At 48.7% G+C, this 2,341-nt stretch carries 2 protein-coding genes; both read left to right on the top strand.

What is annotated here, in order from left to right:
• The first annotated feature begins 44 nt into the window (after nucleotides 1-44).
• The gene (locus AXE65_RS00785; protein ID WP_068386648.1) at nucleotides 45-665 is read left to right on the top strand and encodes a DNA-3-methyladenine glycosylase family protein; all 621 of its coding nucleotides are present in this window, start codon (nucleotides 45-47) and stop codon (nucleotides 663-665) included.
• A 90-nt stretch (nucleotides 666-755) separates the two neighbouring features.
• Entirely contained in the window at nucleotides 756-2,333 is a 1,578-nt protein-coding gene (locus tag AXE65_RS00780; RefSeq protein ID WP_068386646.1) for a nuclease-related domain-containing DEAD/DEAH box helicase, read from the top strand.
• Nucleotides 2,334-2,341: the final 8 nt, after the last annotated feature.

Raw genomic sequence — 2,341 nt, 5'->3', positions numbered from 1 at the left:
CAAAAATTGCCTGAACTCGTCAAATCCTTCTTCAGACAGCCAGAATGCCTATATATAAAAATGTGACTTTATTTTATGAAAATTTAGTAAAACAAGCCGAGACGCATTTAAGCCAAGTTTGTCCAGTGATGGCGCAGCTTATCGATAAGCACGGCCCCTGCACATTGGCCGGGCGTGAATTCTCCCCGTTTGCTACGCTCGCCACGTCCATTATCGGCCAACAACTTTCCATGAAAGCCGCAGACACCATCGAGCGGCGCGTTCTGGCACTGGTTACCGGCGAATTTACCGCGCAGGCGGTTGCTGCACTGGCGCCGGAAAAACTAAGAGCCGCCGGACTTTCACAGGCCAAAGTAGGTTATATCCAAGAGCTGGCCAGCCGCGCCAGCGACGGTCGGCTTAACCTTGAGGCACTACCCGAAATGGACGATGAAAGCGTTATCGCAACCTTGGTGGAACTGCCCGGTATTGGCCGCTGGACGGCAGAAATGTTCCTGATATTCGGCCTCGCCCGTCCCGACGTACTTTCCCCGGGCGATGCCGGTTTGCAGCGCGCCGTACGCCAATTATTTGGCGAAGACGCAACCTTGCAGCAAATTGGCACAAGATGGTGCCCCTTTTGCTCAGTGGCTTGCTGGTATCTGTGGCGTTCGCTCGACGGATAATGTATTTTTCGCATCCGTTAAAAATTTTTACATCTTGGACGTAGTTAATATGGCCGCTTTTTCCCGGAACTTTCCATCTGCAACGCACGCATGACCCGTGGCGAGAAAAAGCTGGCCGCTTTGTTAAGCACTACGCTCACAGAAGATGGTTTGGTGTGGTATGAGGTGGTGCAAGGCAATAAATACAACAAACGCTACCCGGACTTTATTATTTTGCAACCCAAACAAGGCTTGTTGTTTGTGGAAGTTAAAGACTGGAAGCTCGATATTATTAAAAGTCTCGATATGGCTTCTTGTGAAATTCTGACGAAAAGCGGCATTAAACGTCAGATACACCCGCTGGAGCAGGCAAGGCAAGTGGCTAACCGTAGCGCCCAGTGGCTGCAAGAAAATCCAAAACTGCTGCATAAAGAGGGCGCATGGCAAGGCCGCTTACTATTTCCCTACGGCTACGGCGTATGGTTTTCCAATATTACCCGCGCACAAATGGCAAGTATTATTCCGCAAGAGGTTTTTGAGCGCTTATTGCCCAGTCATCAGGTGCTCTTTAAAGATGACCTGCCGACTGAAATGACGGCTGCGACCTTGCAACAGCGTTTACAAGCTATGTTTGATATTCGTTTTCCCTGCCAATTGGAGCGCGAGCAGATTGATGCCATTCGCTGGCATTTATTTCCGGAAGTACGTATTGGCGCGGATGGTGGACAGACGGCTATAACCTTTACCGATAGCCTTGATATATCCAGCAAGCCCGTAGTAGATCAGTCCTTGCAAGTCGCTGAACAAGCGGCAGATTATCCGATAAAACCAACCTTGCCAGAAGTGATGCGGGTAATGGATTACGAGCAGGAACAATTGGCGCGTGGTCTGGGTGAAGGCCACCGTGTTATTCACGGCGTAGCGGGTTCCGGTAAAACGCTGATATTGGGTGCGCGTTGCCTGCATCTGGCGCAGGCATTAACCAAGCCGATTTTGGTGCTTTGCTACAACATTACTCTGGCGGCTAAATTGCGCAGTTTTATTGCGGATAAAGGCTTGACTGAAGATAAAGTACAGGTGCAGCACTTTCATGGCTGGTGTAGTGAGCAATGTAAAGCCTTTAATATTAAAGTGCCTTATCGCAAGGAAAATTACTTTGATGCCTTTGTTGAGGCGGTGATTAAGGCTTTGGAGGAAGGGCAAATCCCGCGAGGTCAATACGGCGCGGTATTGATTGACGAAGGACATGATTTTGAGCCGGAGTGGCTGCGACTAACCACGCAATTAGTAGACCCGGCCGTTAATTCATTATTGTTGCTCTATGATGATGCGCAGTCCATCTATAAGAAGCGTTCAGCGCTGGAGTTTAGTTTGGCAAGTGTCGGCATTCAGGCACAAGGTCGCACTACCATACTTAAAATCAACTACCGCAATACTCAGGAAATCATGCAGTTTGCCTGGAATTTAACCAAAGCCAACCTGAAAAAAAATAATGACAAATCCGATATTCCCCAAATAGCCCCGCAGTCTGCTGGCGGCTCTGGCTTACAGCCGGTCGTGCGCCAGTTTGCCAATATGGAAGAAGAAATCACCTGGCTGGTGCGTTGCCTGGGCACCATCATATTGAAATCCGTTGATTATAAAATATCAATAAACATAAAAATCAACGGGTTACTGGTGGTCATTTAAATCCATTG

It is taken from the genome of Ventosimonas gracilis, assembly GCF_001580025.1.
Classification (GTDB): Bacteria; Pseudomonadota; Gammaproteobacteria; order Pseudomonadales; family Pseudomonadaceae; genus Ventosimonas; species Ventosimonas gracilis.
This window is presented reverse-complemented; position numbering and strand designations above follow the sequence as displayed.

Coding starts and splice junctions, on each gene's coding strand:
- AXE65_RS00785 (WP_068386648.1), top strand. CDS start 45: ATGCCTATATATAAAAATGTGACTTTATTTTATGAAAATTTAGTAAAA.
- AXE65_RS00780 (WP_068386646.1), top strand. CDS start 756: ATGACCCGTGGCGAGAAAAAGCTGGCCGCTTTGTTAAGCACTACGCTC.